Raw genomic sequence first — 21,056 nt, forward strand, 5'->3', positions numbered from 1 at the left:
GACCCGGGCCGGGGTGAGCCGGCCGGAGTGGTTTCTCCCCGGCCCGGCGTAGGTCCTCGGCGAGGGGCCGGGCGATCTGGAGCCGGGTATGCGCGACGACGCTTTCGGACGCGAGAGCGCCCGGCTGGAGTTCTTCCAGCCGGGCGCTTCCTGAATCGTTCACCGCATCCCGGCGTCCCGGACCGCGCACGAGACCCCTGAGTGCGTCCTGGATCTTCTGTCACGGTCGGGCCTGTACTCCGATTTTGACGACAACTGGGTCACGGGCCCGCTACTTGCCCGTGAGTCCGTTCAGCAGGGCAGGGTGGTCTTGCCGGCTGCTCCTGTGGCACCGGTGGTGCCGTCGGCCGTGAATGTGGCCGCAGTACCGTTGCCGCCGGGCTGGCCGGGGCACACCGGGCTGGCCGCGCCGCCGGCGCCGCCCTTGCCACCGGTGTGGCCGCCGCCGGCGATGGACGCGCCGCCGTTGCCGCCCTTGCCGCCTGCGATCCCGGTACCGGCATCGCCGACGCCGCCCACTCCGCCCTTGCCGCCCGTACCGCCGAGCTTGGCCGCGCCACCGAAGCCGCCGGCGCCACCGTTGCCGTTGGCGCCACCGGCACCGCCGGTGCCACCTGCGCCTCCGGTGCTCCCGCTGCCGTCGCCGTTGCCGCCGACACCCCCGGTACCGCCGTTGCCGTTGGCACCTGCCGCGCCCCCGGTGCCGCCGAGACCGCCGACACCGCCATTGCTGCCTACGCCGTTGGCACCGTTGGCACCCGGGAACCCGAGGATGCCGAAACCGGTGGTTGTGCTGATGCTGCTCGTCTCGGCCGGGGCCGTCGCGGAGGCGAGGGTGGGGGTGAAGGCCAGGCCGGCCGCGGCGATCGCGGCGAGCAGGACCGTACGGGGAATGAGGGTGGTGCGCGTGGAGCGCATGATGTACGCCTTCCCTTTGCTCAGTCAGAGAAATTCTCCGGCTGGCACTCATCAACGTAGCCGAGAAGGCGCCGAATTCGTCATATTGAATGATCCAATGACTTAAATGGCCTGATTATTCATATTCTGGCTTGAAGTCCTTCTTGTGCAAATGCACGGCTTTTGTAAGTGGTCGCAGGTCGTATCGCGCGGGAATCGCCCACCGCCTCTTGTGAGCGGGAGTTTGTGGACGTTCACGTATTTCCCCGGCTCCGGTCTCCGACGGCCGGTTACCGAGGGATGCGCATCCGCACAGCGAAGCTCCGTTCGCCCCTTGAGCCGTAGCCGGCAATCGGAGCTTCCGCTTTCGTCAGGAGAGGAGCCCGAGGAGTCCGAGTTGCGACACCTGCAGGAGACCGAGGCCGACGACATACGTAAGCGCGTTGACCAGAGGAAGGACGGTCCCCTCGACCGCGTTGGCTCCGCTGAGGAGTGTTGTCACCAGAGCGCCCATCATCATTTCCTTCCGGGGAATCGCGCACGGAGAGTGCGAAGAATTGCAGAAGGGTTACCCGGCCGCGCCACTGTCAACCTTGGTGTCACCCCAATGAGCGAGGGTGCACATATCAACCGCGCGGCGAGTTCACATCAGAGCTGCATCCGAGCGCGGACGAGCGCTGTCCCACGGCCCCTGGTCGTCACGCCAGGGCAACGCGCGGACCGCACCGAATTCGGGCCGGTGCTGAAAATGCTCCGCGTTTCTTGAATGGGAACGCGGGAGATCCCCGCCTGTGCAAAGGCCCGCGTGGCGGACAGCCGCCAGGTTTCGACGAAGAACGGCACAAGCAACGCAACACCGTCGAACGGACCATCAAAAAGCTCAAACACACCCGAGTTGTCGCATCGCGCGGGCTGCTGCGATGGCCAGATCGGTGCACAGGACCCGCCTGCACAACCCCCACCAGCATCAGCCCTCACCTTCATTCATTGCCCGACGGTCGCGCGCCGAACGGAACTTGGGCGATCAGCCTCACGTCCACCATGATCAGCCGGCCAGTTCCTGACCGAACGACCCCTCGGCGACGAAGCGCTGGAGGTTCCTCGCGAAGGCCGCCGCCTCACCCGGCGGCCACGAGGCGAGGCCGGCGGCGATGTGTCCGGCCAGGCGCTCCCGCAGCGTCTCCACCACACGCTCCCCCTCCTCCGTCAGCGCGAGCAGGGTGGCGCGCCGGTCCCCGGGATCCGGTTCGCGCCGCACGAGCCCCGCGGCTTCGAGGCGGGAGGCCCGGCGGGTAACGCCCGACCGGTCGAGCCCGACATCCGGAGCCAGGTCCGCCGCGCTGCGCGGACCGGTGCGCTCCAAGCCGCTCAGGATCGGATACGTCAGCTCGTCCACGGCCTCCCCCATGCCCGCGGTCAGGGTCCGGTGCAGCCCGATGCGGGTGCTGCGCTTGAGCAGGACACCCAGTGACTCGGCGATCTCTCGCCCCACGTCGTTTTCCATGGACGGAAGAATAGCGTGCGCGACGCACGCAAGTGGGTTACAGTTGCGGCGAAGCGTGCGCGGCGCACGCATTTGCTTGACGAACCGCGCACCTGACCGCGTACCTGACCGCGTACCGAACAAGGAGTTCCGTCATGGCTCGTACCACCATCGCCACCGCCCTCGACGACCTGATCTTCACGCCCGGGCTCGACCTGAACGAGGCCGCGGACCGGCATTTCGCGCCCGACTACCGCCAGCGCACCAACGGAAGCTGGGACGACCGCGACGCCTTCCTCCAGCACATGGCCCACGTCCGCTCGGTCGTGGCCACGGGCTCCGTCGAGGTGCACGACGAACTGTTCGACGGCGACCGCTACGCCGACCGGCACACCGTCCGGGTGACCAAGCGCGACGGTTCCACCGTGGTGACCGAGGTGTACGTCTTCGCCGACCTGGCGGCCGACGGCCGGTTCCGCCGGATCGAAGAGGTGACCTTGATGCTGGAGGGAAGTGAGGCCGACAAGAATCTGGGCAGCGCCCGCTGACCGAGTGACGGACGGGCCGGGGCCGGGCGGAACCCACCGAGGGAGCCGAGCGGGGCGAGAGGGGAGGGCGGGATGAGATGGGAGGGTTTGTCGGCCCCCACCACGCCCCCGCTGAGCTGGGGCTTGGCCCCCTCGGGCGGGGCGGCAGGGCCCTCGCCCGTCACCATCCGGCGTAACCCGCTCGTATACCTCCGTTAGCATGATCGAACCCTTACCGCTCGTCCGCACCGCCCGCGCTACCCCGAAAACCCGTGCCACCAGGCATGGAGAGCGGTCAGTCCACCGGCGTCCGACAAAAACACATGGGCCAATCAATTGATACCTATAGCCTCGCGGATATCGTCCCGAACACACCGCGCACAGTTGCTCGCTGCCTGGCGTCGGCCACGGGCGGTCCTGTGGACCGTGGCGAGCGTGGTGGCCCTCGCTTTTCTCGTACTGCTGGAGATCGCCGCGCGTCACTACGGGATGCCGGGCCCGATGACCAACCAGGCGCGCGAAGTGATCTTCGCGCCCAAGTCGGGGCCGCTCCTGTATGCCGGCATGGCGTTGATGATGGTGGTGCTCTCCTGGCGCGAGCGCTTCATCGCGACGGGGGCCGCGGTCGGGATCGACCTGGTCTTCTTCCTGGTGCGGTGGCCCCTGCACGCCAAGATGATGTTCGGCAACGGCGCTCTGTGGGTGATCCTGGCGTGCGCGGTGATCGCCGTGGTGCGCCGGACCGGCAACGAGCGGGTGCTGCTGCTCAAGGGCGTGGGGCTCGGGCTGCTGCTCGTGGCGGGCCGCAAGACCGGTGACACCTGGCTGCTGATCACGTCCAAGACCCGGCCGTCCGTGCTCGACCAGTACGTGGCGACGGCCGACCACGCCCTGGGCAACCCGTCGTGGCTGGCCGGCCGGATCGTCGAGGCCACGGGGACCGTCGGATCCCACATCCTCGACTACGTCTACATCCAGCTCGCGGTCGCGGCGGTCATCGTCGCGCTCTACCAGCTGCGCCACGTGTCGACCGAGCGCCGCTTCCCGGCCCACCACCTGGTCCGCACCTTCCTGGTGATCGGTCTCCTCGGTCCGGCCATCTACATGATCTTCCCGGTCGTCGGGCCGATCTTCGCGTACGGAACCGACGGCGGCCACTGGGCGCTGGCCGACCTCTGGCCCCATGTCTCGCCCACCATCGCCGCGCCGCACCACATGCCCTTCGACGAGCACACCCCGCGCAACTGCATGCCCAGCCTGCACACCGCTTGGGCCACCGCGATCTTCCTCCACTCCCGCAAGGGCCCGCTCGCGCTGCGGATCGGCGGCGCGCTCTGGCTGCTCGCCACCCTGGGCGCCACGCTCGGCTTCGGCTACCACTACGGCACCGACATCATCGCGGGCGTCGTCTTCACCCTTACCGTGGAGGCCGGGCTGCGTGCCCTCTCCTTCGGCTGGGACCGCGCCTCGATCCGGCTCGTCGCCCATGGCGCGATCGTCTTCACCGCGCTGCTCCTCTCCTACCGCTACCTGCCGTTGCAGATGGCCCACCTCCCGTGGGTGGCCGGGCCCCTGATGCTGCTCGCGGTGGCCTCGGTCGTGCACCGTTACGTACGGACCGTCAAGGAGCTGGAGCCCGTCGTCATCCCGGCGCCCCGGCAGCCGCAGCCCCAGCCGCAGCCCGAACTCGCCTGAGCCACGACGCTCCACGGCCCGGTGAGGCAGCGCCTTGTGCCGCCTCACCGGGCCGTTTTTCCACCCCGCCCCGCCCAGCGGCCGGCTCCGGCCCGCGCCGCTTCCGGGTCCGGCCATGGCCGGGCGTGGACGACGGCAAAGCATTGTGACGGGGGCGCGGAGGAGGAAGTCTTCGACCTGTGACCAGTGCAGAGGTTGGAGAGGCCATGCGTCCCGCGCTCATACGTTCCTTCTCGCAGCTCGAAGAGCTCGATCCCCACCGCCCCGTCGTGACCCTGTTCAGCGGTGGGCTCGACAGCTCGTATCTGCTGCTGCGACTGCGCCGCATGGGCGTGCGCGACGTGCACGCCGTGAGCGTCGACATCGGCGAGGACGAGTCGAGCACCTACAAGCGCCAGGTCGCCGAGGCGCTGGGGGCCACGATCCACATCCTGGACCGGCGCGAGGAGTTCGCCGACCAGTACGTCGCCCCGGCCATCGCCGCCCAGGCCGTCTACCTCGGCATCCACCCGGTAAGCTCCACGCTGAGCCGCCCCCTCATCGCGCACAGCGCGGTCGCCCTGGCCCACGAGCTCGGCGCCCAGGCCGTCCTGCACACCGCCAACCGCTCGCAGAACACCCTGCGCCGCCTCAATGGAGCGCTCGGTCTGCTCGGCTATCAGGGCGCGTTCGGCAGCCCGTACGACCTGGACCCCGTCAGCCGCGACGACAAGCTCGTCGAACTGCGGGCCGCCGGCATCGACCTGCTCGCGGGACGCATCGTCAGCGGCGACTCCAACCTGTGGTGCCGCGAGTTCGAGTCGGGCATCCTCGACGACCCCGAGCACCACGAGGTTCCCGAGGAGATGTACGCCTGGAGCCGGCCGACCGCCGCGCCCGGCGCGACCGACGATCTGACGGTCACCTTCGAGCACGGCCGCCCGGTCGCCCTCGACGGCGAGCCCCTGCCCCTGACCGAGCTCGTCGCCCGGCTCAACCACCGGGTCGGCGCGTACGGCCTCGGCCGTTACTCCGGGCTCGAACACCTCGACCACGGCGAGAAGGTCCTGGAGATCCGCGAGATGCCCGCCGCCTGGCTGCTGCTCAGCGGCTACCGGCACGTGGAGAGCGCCTGCCTTGAGGCCGAGCTCATCCGCGAGAAGCGCAGCCTGGAGCAGGTCTGGACCCGCGAGGCCCTTGAGGGCCGCTGGTTCGGTGAACTGCGGCTCACCGTCCAGGCGTTCATCGACGCGTGCGCGGCGCGCACCAGCGGCTCGGTGACGTGGCGGCTGCGCGCCGGAGGCGCCGACACCCGCGCCATCACGGCGGGCCGGCCCCTGTACCTGCGCGACCGGGAGGCCTGGGAGGAGCACGCGATCGCCGCCGAGTCCGCGCCGTTCGCCCGCACGGCTTCAGCGCTGCTCGCCGCGGCCTGACCCCGCTCCTGGCCCACCGGGCCCGCCTCGTCCCGCCCTCGCCCCACACCCCCTACGCACGGAGCACTTCCATGACCACTGCCGTTGCCCACCCCGCGGCCGTCGCCGCCGTCACCGCCCTCGCCGGGGCCGGTGGCCATCTGCTGCCCGCAGCCCAGCTGTCCGCCCTGATCGGAGCCGACGCCGCCGCCTGGGCGCGGTTCGCGGCGCACTGGGACGAGCTCACCCTTGACACGCACATGGCCGACGGCGGCACCTACCGCTTCCGTCGTTACGGCCAGTTCGACCTCGACCCGGCGGCCGGCGAGCTCACTCTGCTGCCGCACGCGCCCTACCGCCAGGAGTCGGACATCAATCCGCTCAACGGCGGCGTGGAGCGCGTCTTCGACCCGCTGACCGACTCCTTCACCGGCGATCCGCTGCTGCGTTCCGTTCTCGTCGAACTCGGCAGGATCTTCAGCGCTGTTGACGGCACGGCATCGTGGAACGTGAAGCTCCACCCGTACCGCGTCAGCGCGTCCGCCGACCAGACGGGGCAGCCGGCTCCCGAGGGCCGCCACCGTGACGGCGTCACGTTCATCACCTCGCTCATGATCGGCCGCACCAATGTCGCCGGTGGCGAGAGCGGCGTCTACACCGACGAGGGCGAGCACCTGCTCACCACCACATTGTCCGAGCCGGGTGATCTGCTCCTCGGTGACGACCGCCGCACCTTGCACTCGGTGACCCCGGTGACGCCCGTGGACTCCGCTCTCCCCGCGCACCGCGACGTCCTGGTGATCGCCTACACCGCGCGCTGAGCGGCGGCCGTTCCCACCGAGCCCGAACCCGTGGGTACGCCGGGGCCGACCCCGGCCCCGGCGCGCCCCTGTTGAGGAGTCCCCATGAGCATCACCGCCGCCCGGCGCGCCTGGCTGACCGACCTGCCCGTCCTCCTGGTGGCCGTGGTGTGGGGCTCCAGTTATCTCGCCGCCAAGGACGTCACCACGACGCGGACGGTCCTCGCGGTCCTCGTGCTGCGGTTCGCGGTGGTGCTGCCGGTCCTGGTCGTGGCGGGGTGGCGCAGGCTGCGGGCGCTGAGCGGCGCCCAGCTGCGCGGGGCCGGGCTCCTAGGGCTCATCCTCTCCGGGATCTTCCTGTTGGAGACGTACGGAGTCGTGGCGACCTCGGCGACCAACGCGGGCCTCATCATCAGCCTGACGATGATCTTCACCCCCATCGCCGAGGCCCGGCTGCGGCGCACGAGGCTGTCGCGGTCTTTCGTGGCGGCCGCCGGGGTCTCGGTGCTCGGCGTGCTGCTTCTGACCCAGGGCGCCGGCTTCACCAGCCCCTCACTCGGTGACTTCCTGATGCTGGGCGCCGCCGTGGCCCGTACCGTCCACGTCCTGGCGATGTCACGGATGCGGTCGGTGCGGGGAGCGGACGCCCTCTCGCTCACGACGGTCCAACTGGGCGGCGCCGTCGTGGTGTTCGCGCTGCTCTCGGCGGCGCCGGGGACCGGGGGCACGCCATGGGCGGCGGCCGTCGGCTTCGGGGCCGGACAGTGGCTCGGGCTGCTGTACCTGTCGGCGTTCTGCACGCTGTTCGCCTTCTTCACGCAGATGTGGGCCGTGCGCCGTACCTCGCCCTCGCGGGTCAGCCTGCTGCTCGGTACGGAGCCGGTGTGGGCGGCGGTGGTGGGTATCGCCCTCGCGGGCGACCGGCCGGGGTGGCTCGGGCTCGCGGGCGCCCTCCTGGTCCTCGCGGGGACCGCGTGGGGGCGCGGGGCGGCGCCGAGGGAAGGCGCGCCGGAGCCGGACGTGGCGGGCGAGACGTCCGGGACGGCGGCCGCCGACCACGTCTCAGTCGTCGAGCCAGCCGAGGCGGACGGCGCTGACACCGGCCTGAAAGCGGCTGGCCGCGCCTAGCCGTTCGGTGAGTTCGGAGACGAGGCGGCGGACCGTGCGCTCGGAGACCCCGAGTTTGCGGGCCATCGCCTCGTCGGTCAGTCCTCCGGCGAGCATCCGCACCAGCTCACGGTGGCGTCCGGTGGGCCGCCAGTCGGCGCCGTTCTCCTCCGTGCCGCCGCCGGCATCACCGCCGCCGGCGGCTTCAGCCGGCACGCTCGCACCCGCCCAGCAGTGTTCGAAGATCCCTCGGAACACCCCGACCAGTGTCTCGCCACGCAGCACGACGGCGGCGATCTCGCCATCCGTGAGCTGCGGGGCCGGGACGATCGCCAGCGCGCGGTCCACCACGATCAGCCGCAGCGGCAGGGTGTGCGCGGTGCGCACCTGACCGCCCGCGCCGCCCAGACGGCGCAGGTAGGCGGCCATGTGCGGGACGGCGGCGGCCGAGCCGAGATGGATCGTGCGAAGGCGTACGCCCCGCTCGAGCGCGAGCCGGTCCCGCTCGAACCCCGCCTCGACCATCTCGGGGGGCAGCGCGCGACCGGGGTGCAGGGAAAGCACCTCCTCCTCGACGCGCTGCGAGGCGTCCTCCAGGGCGGCCGACACATTGGCCGCGCCCGTCACCACCTCCATGCGCACGGAGCACAGTTCGCGGGCGTGCACGGGCTGGAAGTCCGCCACGACCTGCGCGAGCGCGGACCGCGTCTGCTGTACGGCGGTGAGCAGGGCGCCGGTGTGCTTCTCCTCTTCGACGAGAAGGTTGCGCAGGGCGGTGTCGGGGGCCAGCGCGGTCCAGCCGTTGCGGGTGTCCGGCGACGGCACGAACAGGCCGAGTCTGCCGAGCAGTTGCAGCGCCTCGGCGAATTCGGTGCCGCTCCAGCCACGGCTCTCGGTCAGGGCCTGTGGGTGCCAGGCGGCATCGTCGAGGGCGATGCGGTAGAGATCCTGGGCCCTTGCGCGTGCGTCCACCCTGTCCGCCCCCACTCCGTCGGCTGCTCCCGGGTGATCCTCCGACAATGATCTTAGAAATGATCACACGCGGGGGAACAGCACCGTCCGGAATACGGACCTCCCGGCGCGGTTCCGTCGTCCGCCCCTGGCCATGTCCGGTCCCGGAACTCATCACCGCGTGACGGCCGATGGGGACGACGGACATGCTGGTCAGGCACCGAACGATCGCTTCCAGGGGGGAACTCGTATGTCCGTGCCCATCGCCTCGTCCCGCTCCGCAACCGCCGCCGGTGTGGAGACTGTCACACCGCCCACGCGCCGGACGTGGCCCTCGCGGGCGGCGGCCGCGGTCGCCTTCACCGTGTGCGCCGCGACGGCAGTCGCCGGTCTGTCCGGGCCGGCCACCGCGACCGCGCGCGCCTCTGCGCCGGTCACCGCCACGACGGCCACTTCGGCTCCCGGCACCTCCGCCATGGTCGACAGCGGCGACTCCTTCATCTGGGGCTGAACCGTGCAGTGTCCAAGATCAGGGCCTGACGCGGCGGAGCGTCCGAGCGTCGCCGTCGTCGCCCCGCTGACCGGGCCGCGCACGGCTTGGGGCACGGTCCTTCTGGGGGAGGTCGACCGGGCGCGGGCCTCGTGCCCGGACGTCGCCGAGTGGTGCGTGCACGACGAGTCGCCCGGGGTCGCGGAGTCCGTCGCCCGGGCCGGTTACACGGCCGTCCTCGGGCACTGCGACACCCTGGGCACCCGCCGGGCCCTGTCCGTCTATGAGTCGGTGGGGCTGCCCTGTCTGCTGCCGTTCGTTCCGGCCGCTCCCCCGGCGCTGAGCTGGGCGCCCGACGAGGACGCGCTGGTGCGCACCCTTGTGGCGGCGGCATCGGCGCTGGGCGCGGCGGAACTCTCGGCGGCGCACGACGAAGGGCCCGAGTGGGCCGCGCTCGTCCGCCGCGTCGAGACGGCGGCCGCGCGCGCCGGACTCACCGGCCACTCGACCGGGGCTCCGGCCGTCCTGGCGTCCCAGCGGAGGGTGGCCCAACTCCCGGCGGGCGAAGGCCCGGTCCTCGTTCCGCTGGACTGCGGTCTGTCCTCGTTCACCGCGCTGGCCTCCGAGGCGGGCTCGGACCGCCAGGTGTGGGCCGTGCACCCGCAGATGTGCGCGGCACGCCGCGCCCGGACAGCCGTGACGGCGCTGGCCCAGACGCTCACGGCCGCCCCGACCCTGCGCGGAGCCGCCCTGACGGAGGCGGTACGGGCTCGTTCCGGAGCACTGCTCACCACGGCGGGCGGGGTCCTCGGCGACGGCTGGCGCGTATCGCGTCTCGGGAGTGTGTGCCCGGCGCGGGGCGAGGTCTGAGCACTCGGGAGGCGGCCCGCGAAGCCTCTCCGTCACCCCACCCGCATCACGGGGTACACGACCCGGCGCGCCCGCTCCCGACAGGCGGCGCCCAGGCGACCGGATGCAAGGTGGAGGTATGGGAAAGACCGCCGTCATCGTCATCGACATGATCAACACGTATGACCATCCGGACGCCGACCTGCTGCTTCCGGCCGCCCGGACAGCGGTGCCCGCCATCGTGGATCTGCTCGACCGGGCACGGCGCCAGGACATCTCCGTGATCTACGCCAATGACAACTTCGGGCAGTGGCGCTCCCACCATGGAGAGCTTCTGGAGACGGCACTCGCGGGGCCCCACGCCGACCTCGTGGAGCCGCTGCGGCCCGACAAGGAGTCTCTTTTCGTGGTGAAGGCACGGCACTCCATCTTCTACGAGACGCCCCTGAGCTATCTGCTACGGAATCAGGACATCACCCACGTGGTGCTGAGCGGACAGGTCACCGAACAGTGCGTCCTTTATTCGGCGCTCGACGCCCACATCCGCCACCTTGAGGTCACGGTCCCGCGCGATGCCGTCGCCCACATCCACGAAGACCTGGCCGACGCCGCTCTGCGGATGATGGAGCGCAACATGGACGCCCATGTGCCGCTCAGCAGCGAGCTGAAACTCTGAGGACTTAAGCCCTGAGGACTGAACCTCTGGGCGGGCTGAAGCTCTGGAGGCGCGTGTCCCGGCCGGGCGCCTCACCCCGGAATGGTCGATCTCCGCGTCACCATGGGTCGGTCTCCGCCTCACCACGGGACGGTCTCCCCGTGGCGGTCAAGGAATCGCAGGCCCGGAGAGCCGGCCTGCGCCTCCAGGACGTCGACGACGAGCGGGATGCTCTCCTCGGGCAGCAGCGGCGCGTCGGGTCCGCCCAGCCGGGTCCTGTTGTGGCCGGGGTCGATGAGCAATTTGGTGTGCCCGTCGTCGCCATGGCGGGTGGCGTAGCTGCGCATCAGCTGATTGAGGGCGGCCTTGCTGGCCTTGTAGAGCTCGTAACCACCTTCCGTGTTGCGGGAGATGCTGCCCTGCTCGGAGGACATCACCGCGACCGTCCCACCCGGCACGACGAGTCCGCGCAGCGCTTCCAGTGTGCGCAGGGGGCTCAGCGCGTTGGTGATCATCACCTCGGTGAACATCTCGGTCGGTACCTCGTCGATGGGCAGGTCTCCCCTGTCTATGGCCGCGTTGACGAAGAGCAGGTCCAGTGGCCGGTCGTTCAGGCGCTCGCGCAGAGCGGCCGGGCCGTCCCGGCTCGTCATCTCCAGTGACTCGACCGTCAGCCGCCCCTGCGAGACGGCGGCGCTCTCCTGGAGCTCACCATCTTGCCGGCGCGTGGTGGCGGTCACGTGCCAGTCACGACGGACCAGTTCACGGGCGAGGACCAGGCCGAGCCCCCGTGAGGCTCCGACGACGAGGGCATGACGCCGGGGTGCAGTAGGCACGTTCACTCCTTGACGTAATCGGTCAGGAACTTCAGATTAGACGAGACGTTGCGTCTAGACAATGGGCCGGGCGTCACCCACAGGTATGGTTCTCGCATGCCCGCCGCCAGTCCTCAGCCCCGCAGGCCGCGCTCCGGCAACCGGCGCGACGAGTCCGCCCGCCTGGCCGTGCTCCACGCCGCGGACGATCTCCTCGTCGAGCACGGCTTCGGCGGCCTGACCATCGAAGCGATCGCGCGCCACGCCGGTGTCGCCAAACAGACGATCTACCGCTGGTGGCCGTCGAAGGTCGAAATCCTCCTCGACACGCTCATCGAGGACAGCGAGAAGCGCTTTCCCGTCCCGGCCGAGCAGCCCACGGTCGAGAGCGTCCGCGCCTACCTCCGCGACTTCGCGCGGTTTCTCACCAACGACCCCGCCGGCAAGGTCCTGCTCGCGCTCATCGCGCAGTCGCAGCATGATCCCGGCACCGCCGAGAGCTTCCGTGAGCGTTATCTCGGCCCTCGCCGCGACCAGGAGCGCGCCCTGTTGGCACGCGGCATCGAGGCCGGCGCGTTCGCGCCCGAACTGGGCCCCGACGCCGCGCTGGACGCCCTCGTCGGCCCGATCGTCTACTGCGCCCTGACCGGATCGGCCGTCCCCGACGGCCTGGTGGACACGCTCATCGAGAACCTGCTGCGGCCGCGCCCGAGTTGAGGACGCGGTGACGGCGCCACCCGGTCGACGAGGACGGCGGACCTCACCGGACCCTGGCACCGCACCGCCCGCCGAAAAGGGACTTGGCCCCCCATTCCGCGCGACCCCATGATGACCGGATGAACGACAACCAGGCCCCGCCCGCCCCCGTCATCCTCGGCGTAGACGATCTGCGGCCGCTCCCGGGGACCACCCGGATCGCCCGCACCAGCGGCGAGGGCGTGGAACTCCTGGAAGAGCACCGCGACCGCTTCATCGACGAACTCTGGCTCGACCACGACCTCGGCGGCGACGACAGCATCATGCCCGTCGTGACGCTCCTGGAAGAAGCCGCCTTCCACGGGCGGCCCTTCCGGATCGGGACGGTTGTCGTGCACAGCGCCAACCCCATCGGCGCGGAAACGGTGGTTCGGTCGCTCGCGTACTGGAACTACCGAGTCCGCCGGGCGAGCGCCTGACCCGGCTCAGTGGCGTGGCCCTGGGCGGCGGTCCAACGGCTGCCGCCCACGCCGCTCCCCGGCCTCACCCTCAGGGGCGCGCCCCATGGCGGGGCGTCACGCCCCGGCCTCCACCGGCCGGCGCAGCACATAGATGCCCGCGCCGCAGGCCAGCACCGCCATGCACGCGATGAACGCCAGGCCGGCGCCTTCGAGGCCGAGCGGCCGCACCAGTACGCCCACCCCGATCACCGGCACCGAAATCCCCGCGTAGGCCACCACGAACAGCGTCGAGATCACCGCGGCGCGATGGTCCGCAGGGGACGCCGCGGCCACCGCCGACAGCGCGCCGCGGAAGGCGAGGCCCTGTCCGCAGCCGCCCATCAGCGCGCTCAGGACCATCAGGGGCAGCAGCTCCCAGCGGAGCGCGGCCGCGAGCAGAGCCAGGCCGGCCAGGAGCGCGGCGCAGCCCAGGGGCAGTGAGCGGGTCATTCCGACGCGGCCCACGGCCAGTTGTCCGGCGGTGGAGGCGAAGAAGGCGAGCGCGACGACCAGACCGCTCGCGGCGTGATTGTGTACGTTCAGGGACTGCGCCAAGAACGCGGGGCTGACCGCGGTGAACACCCCGAACAGCGCGAATCCCACGAACGCCGCGATCGCCGAGGGCACGAACACCGCGCGCACCTCAGGAGGCAGAGTGGGCCGCTGCGTTCGCGCGCTGCGCAGCGGACGCGGGTTCTCCACGGTCTCCGGGAGCCGCAGCAGGACGGCGACCGAGCCCGCCACCAGCGCCAGGTCCACGAGGAAGGGCAGCGTGAGCGGCCATGCCGCGTACTGCGCGAGCACTCCGGCCAGCAGGGGGCCGCAGCCGAGTCCGCCCATGTTGGCGGCCGTCGCCACGAACGTGGCCCGGGACGCGCCGCCGCCGGGCGCCAGGTCCATCACGTATGCCGTCGCGGCCCCGGTGAACAGCCCGGCGGAGAGCCCCGAGAGCAACCGGCCCGCGTACAGCCAGCCGAGCCCGGAAGCACACAGGAAACAGACCGCGCTCGCGGCGGCGAACCCCAGGCCGCACAGCAGTACCGGACGTCTGCCCACGGCGTCCGACACGTTGCCCGCCAGCAGGAGCACGCCGATGACGGCGAAGGCGTAGACGGCGTACACCACGGTGACGGTCAGCTCGGAGAAACCGAACTTCCCCTGGTAGAGGGTGTAGAGAGGGGTCGGAAGCGTCGTGCTGGCCATGCACACGGCGAACACCGTCCCGCTGAGCAGGCACGGCCACCAGCCTCGAAGATCACGGTCCATGTCAGCGACGGTAACTCCGCCGGGGCGCAGCCGTCGTGCCCCGCGTGCCTGGCGCGCCGGTGACGCGTCCGGCGCACGAGGGCCGCCGGACGCGTCGGCGCGTCCCCGAGCCGGCACCGCGCCGCCGCGTCACTGCCGCGCGTCAGCTCCGCCGGTTCTTGCGGTCGCCTTCCTCGGCGTGGTGGTGCAGGTGCGGCAGATGCCCCTGGCGCAGCTGGAGCCAGACGTCGCGCGCGCGGCGCCCCGCGTGCGTGCGGCTGCGGGCCACCATCTCGCGCGCCTCCTCCTCGGTCTCGACCATGGCCGACGAGCCGCGCAGCGGCAGCCCGGCGGTCTCGCGCAGGCACAGGGCCGAGATCACCCCGATCACGCCCGCGACCATGAGGTAGTAGGCCGGCACCAGTTCGTTGTCGGTGGCGTCCACCAGGGCGGACGCCACCAGTGGGGTGGTGCCGCCGAAGAGGGACACGGAGAAGTTGAACGCGAGCGACAGGCCGCCGTACCGCAGATGGGTCGGGAAGAGGGCGGGCAGCGTCGCCGCGCTCGTCCCGGCGAAACACACGAGGAACAGGCCGAGGATCGCGCAGCCGATGGCGGGGAGCACGATGCCCCCCTGCCGGATGAGCTGGAAGACGGGCACCGAGAAGATCACCATCGCGATGCCGCCCCACAGGAACAGGGGGCGCCGGCCGTACCGGTCGGACGAGCGGCCGACGGCGGTGATGGTCAGGACGACGAGCACCATGGTGCCGAGCACCAGGAGCTGGGAGGTGAGTTCGTCCTCGCCCAGGGTGGTGCTCATATACGTCGGCAGATAGGACGTCACCATGTAGTTGGTGACGTTGTAGAGCAGCACGAGACCGATGCAGACGAGCATCGCCTGCCAGTGCTGGGTGAAGACCTCCTTGAGGCGGCCCCTGCCCGACATGCGCGCCTGCTCAAGGCGCTCGTGCTCCTCGTGCGTGGTGCCGCTCCTCGCGGAGGCCTGCCGGCCCCGCTCCTCGGCCTCCTGGAACGCGGGTGTCTCATCGAGCCTGAGCCGCATGTAGAGGCCGATGAGTCCGAGCGGCCCCGCGACGTAGAACGGGATCCGCCACCCCCAGCTCAGCATCTGATCCTCCGTCAGGACGCCGGTCAGGACGGTGACGAGGCCGGAGCCGAGGGAGTAGCCGATGAAGGTGCCGAAGTCGAGCCAGCTGCCGAGGAAGCCCCGGATCTTGTCCGGGGAGTACTCGGCGATGTAGGTGGTGGCACCGGCGTACTCACCGCCGGTGGAGAAGCCCTGGACGAGCCGGCACACGAGCAGCAGTACCGGTGCGGCCAGGCCGATCGACTTGTAACCCGGCAGGAATCCGACCGCGAAGGTGCTGATCGCCATCATGATCATGGTGACGGCGAGGACCTTCTGCCGGCCCACCCGGTCGCCGAGCGGCCCGAACACGAGCCCGCCGATCGGCCGGACGAGGAAGGCCGCGGCGAACGTCGCGAACGTCGAGATGACCTGCGCGCCCGGCGAACTCGACGGGAAGAAGACCTTGCCAAGGGTGGCCGCGACATAGGCGTAGACACCGAAGTCAAACCATTCCATCGTGTTGCCGAGCGCTGCGGCCGACACGGCGCGCCGCACGGCGGGTTTGTCGGCCACCTTCACGTCGTCGGGGTGCAGCGGCTTCTTGCGACGGCGCAGCAGCAGCCGCACCATGCGTTCCGTCTCCACGCTTCCCGAACCGAATCCGCGACCTCGACGGCCCGGCTGTACGGGCCCCCGCCTGTTTGAGTTCATGGGTACCTGTGCGTCGTCGATGGTTCCGCACCGGGCGGTGCCCGGGGTGCGGAGTGCTTGCGGAGCACCGGCATCGGTGTCCGGTGCGCGGCGTATGAGCCTCAACTTTCGCTGCTGCCCCGCCGCGCGCGGCGCATGCGGCGGTGCGGCGTGTCGTCCGGCGCGGAACATGGCGGGGTGGTCACACGGCGGGTGGTCACCCGGCGCTCAGGGGCGGTAGGCGGCGGTCGCGAGCTCGACGAACGAGCGGAGCAACGGATTGGTGTCTCCCCCGTTCCACGCCGCCACGACGCGACTCGGCGCCATGTCGGCCAGCGGCACCTCGGTGAGCCCCTGTACCGGACGGTGGGTCAGGGGCGTGATGCCCACTGTGCCGTTCCAGAGCACGGCCTGCCGGCACTCCTCGACGCCGCGCACCACGGGCCCTTCGCGTGGTTCCCCACCGTTCCAGTACGCCTGCCAGCGGGGGTCGGTTCCCGCCGGGAACAGGAACCAGCGGCGGTCCCCGAGGTCCACCAGGCGCAGCAGGTCACGGCCCGCCAACGGATCGTCGGTACGCAGCAGGACGCCCACCGGATCGGCGCGCAGTTCCCGCACGGCAAGACCCGTCTCGTCGAACGGCCCGCGCGTCAGGGCGACATCGACGAGGCCTGCGTGCAGTCCGCAGGTGGGGTCGGTCAGATCGGTCTCGCGAATGCGGACCTCCACGCCGGGATGGCGGCGGCGGTAGGCGCCGGCCAGCCGGGTCGCGGCCTCGTCGGTGCTGTCCCCGAGGATGCCCACCGTGAGAGTCGCCGCCCCGGCCGCCACGGCCACCCGCACCGCCGCCCGCTCGGCGCGCTCGAGCAGGTCGCGCGCCTCATCGAGCAGGACCGTACCGGCCGGGGTCAGCGAGACCCCGGCGGGCGTCCGGTCGAACAGCCGGGCGCCGATGGAGGTCTCCAGCTGCCGGACGGCCCGGCTCAGCGGTGGCTGGCTCATGTGCAGCCGGGTGGCGGCCCGCCCGAAGTGGAGTTCTTCGGCGACGGCGACGAAATAGCGCAGCGTACGTAGCTCCATCCTGCGACGATACCCATGCGGTATCGGCTCTGGTGAACAGGTCTTGGACGCTCGCCCTGCCCCGGCGGTGCAATCGGTCCATGACTTCCCACGAACCGAAGACCAGCAGCGCGCACACCGGCCCCGCCGTATCGGTGGTCGGCCCCGACGACGGCGAGGTGATCCGGCTCGGCACCACTCGTCTGCGGATCATCGAGGACGGCAGCAGGACCGGGCACCGCCTCGGGCTCGCGGAATCCGTCCTCGCGCCGTTCACCCCCGGGCCGCCGCAGCACCGGCACGCCCAGCACGACGAGGGTTTCTACGTCCTCTCCGGCACCGTGCGCTTCACCGTCGGGCGCGAGGACTACGACGCCACGGCGGGCACCTTCGTGCTGGTGCCGCCCGGCGCCCCGCACACGTTCGCCAATACGACCGGCCAACCTGCCGTCATGCTCAGCACGTTCACGCCGGACCTGTATGTGCGGTACTTCCGCGACCTCCAGGACATGATGGCCGGCGACGAGGCCATGGACCACGAGGCGACCGTCCGGACGATGAGCCGCTACGCCACCGAACCGGCCACGGACTTCCCCGCGGGCCCGGGCGGCGGGGCGTCGTGAGCGTCGCCTACTGGATCGTGGCGGGCCTGTTCGCGCTGTTCTTCCTCTACTCGGGCGGGATCAAAATCGTCCGGAGCCGGGAAGGGCTTCGCCCGATGATGGCCTGGGTGGACACCCTGGCGATGCCGGCCGTACGACTCATCGGGCTGGTCGAAGTGCTCGGCGCGGCCGGCCTGATCCTGCCGCCCCTGACGGGGATCGCCCCTTGGCTCGCCCTCGCGGCGGCCATCGGGTTCGAGGTCCTTCAGATGGGCGCGACCGTCCGGCACCTGCGGCGCCACGAACGCGCCGTGGCCCTCAACCTCACACTGCTCGCCACCGGCGCGGTGACACTCTGACTCGCCACGACGTGGTGACGGTCCCGCTCGCCACGACGTGGTGATGGGGGGCGGCCCGGCCCGCCCGCCGTCACGTGCCCGCTGCCCCGCGCGATCCGGCCCGCTTTGGCCCTCTTCCAGCCATGATCTGCCCGGACATTTGGTCCCAACCCCGCCGGCATACAGGCTGATGCGGCATGCCGGGCGGGGAGTTCGGCCCCGCGTCACGCGCCGGGGCGCACCCTTGAACCCCTGGTCCGCCGGTCCCGCCTCCGGCGGGGCCCCTCCCACCGGCATCAGCCCTAGGAAGGAAGTCCCCCATGCCCACCACCACCCTGCTGATCCCCACCCCGGACGGCGAGGCCGACGCCTTCGCCGCCTTCCCCGACGACGGCGAGCGCCACCCCGGCGTTCTGCTCTACATGGACGCGTTCGGACTGCGGCCCGTGCTGCACGAGATGGCACGCGAACTGGCCGGGCACGGGTACTACGTACTCGTCCCCAACGTCTTCTACCGGCACGGCCCGACCCCGGTGGTGGACCTCCCGGAGTACATCGGGGAAGACGTCCGCCCGGGGATCATCGCGCAGGTGATGCCCATGGTCAGGGCGCACACCGGCGAGCATGCCCTCAGGGACGCGGAGGCCTACCTCACCTTCCTCACCGCGCGACCCGAGGTCGAACAGGGCCCCGTCGCCGCGATCGGCTACTGCATGGGCGCCCCGCTTGCGGCCCGCACGGCGGCGGCCCACCCGGGCCGGGTGGCCGCCGTGGCCGGCTTCCATCCGGGCGCGCTGGTCACCGACGCGCCCGACAGCCCGCACCGGCTCATCCCCGGCATGACCGCGCAGGCCCACTTCGGCCTGTCCGAGCAGGACATGACACCCGACGCCGTCATCGAGCTCAACAAGGCCCTGGACGCCGCAGGGGTCGACTACACGACCGAGACCTATCCCGGTACGATCCACGGCTTCACCATGGCCGACACCGACGCGTTCGATCCCGCGGCGTACCAGCGCCACTGGGACCGTCTGCTCGCCCTGCTCGGCCGGACCCTCGGCAAGGGGTGAGACCGGGGGCGCGGGGTCAGGACCGCACGGCCGGCGCGAGCACCTCCTCGCACCACTCGCGGAACGTCGTCGGGGTCGCGGACCGCGCCGTACGCGGCTCGGCCCCGTCCAGGCCCTGGTTCTTGGCGTCGAACATGTCAGCCGTCGCCTGCGCCATGGCCGCGCTCGCGCCGAAGCCGGTCAGGCGTTCCTTGAGGGCCGCGCCGGGGATCTGCCGGTAGCCGATGTCCTTGCCGAGGACGTCGGAGAGGGTGCGGGCCATCTCGGTGGGCGACAGGTCCTCGGGGCCGAGGCACGCCACCTCGCCGGCGCCCCGCCAGGAGTCGTCGAGCAGCAGGCGGGTGGCGGTCGCCGCGATGTCGCGCGTGGCGACGAGCGGGGCCTTCAGGTCCGGGTCGGCCATGAGGAAGAACAGGCCCTGCTCCTTGAGCGCCCCGACATGGCGGAGCAGGTTGTGCATGAACGAGGGGCACGTGACGGCCCGGTAGGGGACGCCCGACGCGCCGATCAGGTCGTCCATCGCCAGAGACGCGGTCACCAAGCCCGCCTGCGCGGCCATCGGCGTGCCACGGCCGAGCGCGGAGATGCCCACGACACGCCGCACTCCGTGGCGTACGAAGGCAGCACAGGCGGGCTTGGTGAAGTCGACGTACGCGGCGTGCGCGCTCGGCGCGGCCGGGTCGCCCGGCGCTAGCCAGAACACGGCCTCGGCGCCCGCGCAGGCCCGGTCGATGACATCGGGGTCGCCGTGCGAGCCCTCGACGATCTCGACGCGTTCACGGACGTGCGGCGCGAGCCGTGCCGCGTCGCGCACGACGAGCCGCAGGGGTACGTCGAGGTCGAGCAGAGTGTCGACGACCTCACGGCCGATGGTGCTGGTGGGGGCGGTGATGACAAACATGTGCGTCCTTCTGACTGGGTGGGGCGATGTGGGAGAGAGGGAGTGCTTCACGCCGGGCGCGGGATGTACGCGAGCCCGTGGGCGCCGGCGTCGTCGCGCTTGGCGATGTCGAGCCGGCCGATGCCGCGCAGCGTGTCCAGGTCGACGATGTCGACGGTGGAGGAGGCGACGCAGGCCACATATCCGATGCGGCCGTCCGGGGAGGAGGAGATGGTCAACGGGCAGAGCCCGACCTCCAGTTGACCAAGGCGCTGGTGGGTCCCGGCCGAGAACACGGTGAGGCCGCCCGGCGCGTGGCGGCCGAGCGCGGACGCCGGATCGAACGCGCCGCGCATCTCACCGACGAGCAGCTTGCCGGTGGAGGTCATGTGCACCGGCAGGACGATGTCCTCGGTGGGCAGTGTGGCCACGACCGCGTGGGTGCGGGCGTCGATGACGCGGATTCCGGTGGGCGGGCGCTCGGCGGCGCCGGGCTCGAAGGAACCGACGTAGGGAGCCGCGACGTAGACGTGCGCCCCGTCGCGGGAGACGGCGATGCCCTCACTCCCGGGCACCTCGACCTTCGCGGTCAGGACGCCTCGTTCGAGGTCGACGACCGAGACGAAGGGCGCCTCCTTGTTGGCGGCGTACCCGGTCCTCCCGGAGGGATCGGTGACGAACCAGTGCGGGCCCGGCGCGTCCGTGTCGATGCGGCCGAGCGGGCGCCGGGTCCCGGTGTCGATCACCACGACGCCCCCGGGCCGGTCGGCCGAGCCTTCCACGCTGACGTAGAGGCGGCGGCGGGCGGTGTCGAGGGCCAGCCCGTGGGGCCCGTGTTCGGGCGCGAGGTCGATGACCTCGACGACCCGGCGGGTGTCGGCGTCGATGACGGTCAGCTCGGTGCGGCGGCCGCTGTTGGCGTGGTAGTAGCCCGACTCGTACGCGGTCGTGCACCACAGCAGGCGCTCGGTGGGGTCGAAACACAACTCGTGCGGCGAGCAGGTGACTTCGACGGTGTCGAGGTGCTGGTCGGAGGCGACGTCGAAGAACGAGACCGTCGCCCCGCTCTGGCTCACCACGGCCAGAACGTCGCCTTCACGCCCGGCGCGCGGGGACTGCGGCATGGGGGACTCCTTGATCGGATGGATCGGATGGATCGGATCGGACGAGGGGGTGTCAGGCGCTTTCGCCGACCCCTCAACTCTCGTCAAAGAGCCCTG

23 protein-coding genes are annotated in these 21,056 nt (G+C 71.2%); 13 read left to right on the forward strand and 10 right to left on the reverse strand.

The window, feature by feature from the left end:
• Positions 1-291 precede the first annotated feature (291 nt).
• The 3 genes from ACFYM2_RS08980 to ACFYM2_RS08990 form a co-directional block, all read right to left on the reverse strand.
• A complete protein-coding gene (locus ACFYM2_RS08980; RefSeq protein ID WP_388834611.1) occupies positions 292-918 on the reverse strand; it encodes a hypothetical protein in 627 nt (208 codons plus the stop codon).
• A 349-nt stretch (positions 919-1,267) separates the two neighbouring features.
• Complete coding sequence (locus ACFYM2_RS08985; RefSeq protein ID WP_388459203.1) at positions 1,268-1,411, reverse strand: hypothetical protein; 144 nt, start codon at positions 1,409-1,411, stop codon at positions 1,268-1,270.
• Positions 1,412-1,942: 531 nt separating this feature from the next.
• Positions 1,943-2,401 carry a MarR family winged helix-turn-helix transcriptional regulator gene (locus tag ACFYM2_RS08990; RefSeq protein WP_388834614.1) on the reverse strand — a complete coding sequence of 153 codons (459 nt, stop codon included), beginning with the start codon at positions 2,399-2,401 and terminating at the stop codon, positions 1,943-1,945.
• Positions 2,402-2,535: 134 nt separating this feature from the next.
• On the opposite strand from ACFYM2_RS08990, the gene ACFYM2_RS08995 reads away from it, so the two are divergent.
• The 5 genes from ACFYM2_RS08995 (at position 2,536) to ACFYM2_RS09015 (ending at position 7,924) form a co-directional block, all read left to right on the forward strand.
• The gene (locus ACFYM2_RS08995; RefSeq protein WP_388834617.1) at positions 2,536-2,928 is read left to right on the forward strand and encodes a nuclear transport factor 2 family protein; all 393 of its coding nucleotides are present in this window, start codon (positions 2,536-2,538) and stop codon (positions 2,926-2,928) included.
• 414 nt (positions 2,929-3,342) lie between these two features.
• Positions 3,343-4,602 carry a phosphatase PAP2 family protein gene (locus tag ACFYM2_RS09000; protein ID WP_388834619.1) on the forward strand — a complete coding sequence of 420 codons (1,260 nt, stop codon included), beginning with the start codon at positions 3,343-3,345 and terminating at the stop codon, positions 4,600-4,602.
• Positions 4,603-4,808: 206 nt separating this feature from the next.
• Positions 4,809-6,017 carry an argininosuccinate synthase-related protein gene (locus tag ACFYM2_RS09005; RefSeq protein ID WP_359003421.1) on the forward strand — a complete coding sequence of 403 codons (1,209 nt, stop codon included), beginning with the start codon at positions 4,809-4,811 and terminating at the stop codon, positions 6,015-6,017.
• A gap of 71 nt (positions 6,018-6,088) precedes the next feature.
• Positions 6,089-6,817 carry a 2OG-Fe dioxygenase family protein gene (locus tag ACFYM2_RS09010; protein ID WP_388459211.1) on the forward strand — a complete coding sequence of 243 codons (729 nt, stop codon included), beginning with the start codon at positions 6,089-6,091 and terminating at the stop codon, positions 6,815-6,817.
• An 84-nt stretch (positions 6,818-6,901) separates the two neighbouring features.
• A complete protein-coding gene (locus tag ACFYM2_RS09015) occupies positions 6,902-7,924 on the forward strand; it encodes a DMT family transporter (protein ID WP_359003417.1) in 1,023 nt (340 codons plus the stop codon).
• Here the strand turns inward: ACFYM2_RS09015 and ACFYM2_RS09020 are convergent.
• On the reverse strand, positions 7,859-8,875 hold the full coding sequence (locus ACFYM2_RS09020; protein WP_359003415.1) for a helix-turn-helix transcriptional regulator: 1,017 nt from the start codon (positions 8,873-8,875) through the stop codon (positions 7,859-7,861). The two genes, ACFYM2_RS09015 and ACFYM2_RS09020, sit on opposite strands and share 66 nt — an antisense overlap.
• Positions 8,876-9,104: 229 nt before the next feature.
• Between ACFYM2_RS09020 and ACFYM2_RS09025 the strand changes: the two genes are divergently transcribed.
• The 3 genes from ACFYM2_RS09025 (at position 9,105) to ACFYM2_RS09035 (ending at position 10,869) form a co-directional block, all read left to right on the forward strand.
• Entirely contained in the window at positions 9,105-9,365 is a 261-nt protein-coding gene (locus ACFYM2_RS09025) for a hypothetical protein (protein WP_388834622.1), read from the forward strand.
• 3 nt (positions 9,366-9,368) lie between these two features.
• Positions 9,369-10,214, forward strand: a complete 846-nt coding sequence (locus tag ACFYM2_RS09030; protein ID WP_359003411.1) for a hypothetical protein — start codon at positions 9,369-9,371, stop codon at positions 10,212-10,214.
• A 118-nt stretch (positions 10,215-10,332) separates the two neighbouring features.
• Complete coding sequence (locus ACFYM2_RS09035) at positions 10,333-10,869, forward strand: isochorismatase family cysteine hydrolase (protein WP_359003410.1); 537 nt, start codon at positions 10,333-10,335, stop codon at positions 10,867-10,869.
• Between the two features lie 119 nt (positions 10,870-10,988).
• On the opposite strand, the gene ACFYM2_RS09040 is transcribed toward ACFYM2_RS09035, so the two are convergent.
• Entirely contained in the window at positions 10,989-11,684 is a 696-nt protein-coding gene (locus ACFYM2_RS09040) for an SDR family NAD(P)-dependent oxidoreductase (RefSeq protein WP_388834625.1), read from the reverse strand.
• A gap of 96 nt (positions 11,685-11,780) precedes the next feature.
• Here ACFYM2_RS09040 and ACFYM2_RS09045 point away from each other — a divergent pair, with 96 nt between their 5' ends.
• Together ACFYM2_RS09045 and ACFYM2_RS09050 are read left to right on the forward strand one after the other, a co-directional pair.
• On the forward strand, positions 11,781-12,380 hold the full coding sequence (locus ACFYM2_RS09045; protein WP_359003406.1) for a TetR/AcrR family transcriptional regulator: 600 nt from the start codon (positions 11,781-11,783) through the stop codon (positions 12,378-12,380).
• A gap of 119 nt (positions 12,381-12,499) precedes the next feature.
• Positions 12,500-12,838: a cyclic-phosphate processing receiver domain-containing protein gene (locus ACFYM2_RS09050; protein WP_359003404.1), complete on the forward strand. Its 339-nt coding sequence runs from the start codon at positions 12,500-12,502 to the stop codon at positions 12,836-12,838.
• Positions 12,839-12,934: 96 nt separating this feature from the next.
• Here ACFYM2_RS09050 and ACFYM2_RS09055 read toward each other — a convergent pair whose 3' ends face one another.
• The 3 genes from ACFYM2_RS09055 to ACFYM2_RS09065 all read right to left on the reverse strand — a co-directional run bounded on the left by ACFYM2_RS09055 (position 12,935) and on the right by ACFYM2_RS09065 (position 16,967).
• Entirely contained in the window at positions 12,935-14,125 is a 1,191-nt protein-coding gene (locus ACFYM2_RS09055) for an MFS transporter (protein ID WP_359003402.1), read from the reverse strand.
• 142 nt (positions 14,126-14,267) lie between these two features.
• Positions 14,268-15,827 carry a glycine betaine/L-proline transporter ProP gene (gene proP, locus ACFYM2_RS09060; RefSeq protein ID WP_388835111.1) on the reverse strand — a complete coding sequence of 520 codons (1,560 nt, stop codon included), beginning with the start codon at positions 15,825-15,827 and terminating at the stop codon, positions 14,268-14,270.
• A gap of 288 nt (positions 15,828-16,115) precedes the next feature.
• Positions 16,116-16,967 (reverse strand): LysR family transcriptional regulator, encoded by an 852-nt coding sequence (locus tag ACFYM2_RS09065; protein WP_388459222.1) that lies wholly within the window; start codon positions 16,965-16,967, stop codon positions 16,116-16,118.
• Positions 16,968-17,047: 80 nt separating this feature from the next.
• Here ACFYM2_RS09065 and ACFYM2_RS09070 point away from each other — a divergent pair, with 80 nt between their 5' ends.
• The 3 genes from ACFYM2_RS09070 (at position 17,048) to ACFYM2_RS09080 (ending at position 18,956) form a co-directional block, all read left to right on the forward strand.
• Positions 17,048-17,569, forward strand: coding sequence for a cupin domain-containing protein (locus ACFYM2_RS09070; RefSeq protein ID WP_388834628.1), 522 nt, complete (start codon positions 17,048-17,050; stop codon positions 17,567-17,569).
• Positions 17,566-17,907 (forward strand): DoxX family protein, encoded by a 342-nt coding sequence (locus ACFYM2_RS09075; protein WP_388834631.1) that lies wholly within the window; start codon positions 17,566-17,568, stop codon positions 17,905-17,907. The genes ACFYM2_RS09070 and ACFYM2_RS09075 overlap by 4 nt, the downstream gene beginning before the upstream one ends.
• A gap of 299 nt (positions 17,908-18,206) precedes the next feature.
• The gene (locus tag ACFYM2_RS09080; RefSeq protein ID WP_388834633.1) at positions 18,207-18,956 is read left to right on the forward strand and encodes a dienelactone hydrolase family protein; all 750 of its coding nucleotides are present in this window, start codon (positions 18,207-18,209) and stop codon (positions 18,954-18,956) included.
• A gap of 16 nt (positions 18,957-18,972) precedes the next feature.
• On the opposite strand, the gene ACFYM2_RS09085 is transcribed toward ACFYM2_RS09080, so the two are convergent.
• Both ACFYM2_RS09085 and ACFYM2_RS09090 read right to left on the reverse strand, forming a co-directional pair.
• Positions 18,973-19,857, reverse strand: a complete 885-nt coding sequence (locus ACFYM2_RS09085; protein ID WP_388834635.1) for an NAD(P)H-binding protein — start codon at positions 19,855-19,857, stop codon at positions 18,973-18,975.
• Positions 19,858-19,904: 47 nt separating this feature from the next.
• Positions 19,905-20,960 carry a YncE family protein gene (locus ACFYM2_RS09090; RefSeq protein WP_388834638.1) on the reverse strand — a complete coding sequence of 352 codons (1,056 nt, stop codon included), beginning with the start codon at positions 20,958-20,960 and terminating at the stop codon, positions 19,905-19,907.
• Positions 20,961-21,056: the final 96 nt, after the last annotated feature.

Origin of the sequence: Streptomyces sp. NPDC006711 (assembly GCF_042869775.1) — a bacterium.
GTDB lineage: Bacteria > Actinomycetota > Actinomycetes > Streptomycetales > Streptomycetaceae > Streptomyces.

Coding starts and splice junctions, on each gene's coding strand:
- ACFYM2_RS09035 (WP_359003410.1), top strand. CDS start 10,333: ATGGGAAAGACCGCCGTCATCGTCATCGACATGATCAACACGTATGAC.
- ACFYM2_RS09090 (WP_388834638.1), bottom strand. CDS start 20,960: ATGCCGCAGTCCCCGCGCGCCGGGCGTGAAGGCGACGTTCTGGCCGTG.
- ACFYM2_RS09045 (WP_359003406.1), top strand. CDS start 11,781: ATGCCCGCCGCCAGTCCTCAGCCCCGCAGGCCGCGCTCCGGCAACCGG.
- ACFYM2_RS09005 (WP_359003421.1), top strand. CDS start 4,809: ATGCGTCCCGCGCTCATACGTTCCTTCTCGCAGCTCGAAGAGCTCGAT.
- ACFYM2_RS09070 (WP_388834628.1), top strand. CDS start 17,048: ATGACTTCCCACGAACCGAAGACCAGCAGCGCGCACACCGGCCCCGCC.
- ACFYM2_RS09065 (WP_388459222.1), bottom strand. CDS start 16,967: ATGGAGCTACGTACGCTGCGCTATTTCGTCGCCGTCGCCGAAGAACTC.
- ACFYM2_RS08985 (WP_388459203.1), bottom strand. CDS start 1,411: ATGGGCGCTCTGGTGACAACACTCCTCAGCGGAGCCAACGCGGTCGAG.
- ACFYM2_RS08980 (WP_388834611.1), bottom strand. CDS start 918: ATGCGCTCCACGCGCACCACCCTCATTCCCCGTACGGTCCTGCTCGCC.
- ACFYM2_RS09025 (WP_388834622.1), top strand. CDS start 9,105: ATGTCCGTGCCCATCGCCTCGTCCCGCTCCGCAACCGCCGCCGGTGTG.
- ACFYM2_RS09010 (WP_388459211.1), top strand. CDS start 6,089: ATGACCACTGCCGTTGCCCACCCCGCGGCCGTCGCCGCCGTCACCGCC.
- ACFYM2_RS09085 (WP_388834635.1), bottom strand. CDS start 19,857: ATGTTTGTCATCACCGCCCCCACCAGCACCATCGGCCGTGAGGTCGTC.
- ACFYM2_RS09015 (WP_359003417.1), top strand. CDS start 6,902: ATGAGCATCACCGCCGCCCGGCGCGCCTGGCTGACCGACCTGCCCGTC.
- ACFYM2_RS08995 (WP_388834617.1), top strand. CDS start 2,536: ATGGCTCGTACCACCATCGCCACCGCCCTCGACGACCTGATCTTCACG.
- ACFYM2_RS09055 (WP_359003402.1), bottom strand. CDS start 14,125: ATGGACCGTGATCTTCGAGGCTGGTGGCCGTGCCTGCTCAGCGGGACG.
- ACFYM2_RS08990 (WP_388834614.1), bottom strand. CDS start 2,401: ATGGAAAACGACGTGGGGCGAGAGATCGCCGAGTCACTGGGTGTCCTG.
- ACFYM2_RS09080 (WP_388834633.1), top strand. CDS start 18,207: ATGCCCACCACCACCCTGCTGATCCCCACCCCGGACGGCGAGGCCGAC.
- proP (WP_388835111.1), bottom strand. CDS start 15,827: ATGGTGCGGCTGCTGCTGCGCCGTCGCAAGAAGCCGCTGCACCCCGAC.
- ACFYM2_RS09050 (WP_359003404.1), top strand. CDS start 12,500: ATGAACGACAACCAGGCCCCGCCCGCCCCCGTCATCCTCGGCGTAGAC.